Source organism: Dellaglioa sp. CoH-55-MRSF-7 (assembly GCF_056782235.1).
Genome location: NZ_JBXAYI010000118.1, coordinates 1 through 315, shown reverse-complemented (window position 1 = coordinate 315; position 315 = coordinate 1). Strand labels below are relative to the sequence as shown.

Genomic DNA, 315 nt, shown 5'->3' with positions numbered 1-315 from the left:
GAGTCCAGCAATCTACAAACAGGAGAGCTTTATGACGCAGGTACGGAAGATCAGGGACTGGGATAAACTGGAGAACGGCGGCTGCTACTGGTTCACAATTACCTCGGATCGCGGTGACCGAAAGTTCTATTCGCAGGTTGCTGTCGTCAACGGTAATCCGCTGTTGATCAATGCGCGGGACGCCGTTCCGTTCGAAGAATATGCGTCGAAAGTGCTTTATGCACAAGAACAGGGCCCTATTCCGACTGCGATCAACAGGGCGCATGCTCTGGATAGAGCTGGTATGCATGAGGCTGGTACCGCAGTGCTGCGTGC

1 protein-coding gene is annotated in these 315 nt (G+C 53.7%); it reads left to right on the top strand.

Annotated features, from left to right (window positions below; all coding sequences use genetic code 11):
- Positions 1–31: 31 nt before the first annotated feature.
- Positions 32–315: hypothetical protein (locus AC1RPU_RS08105; protein ID WP_481769661.1), on the top strand; the 284-nt coding region annotated here is incomplete at its 3' end.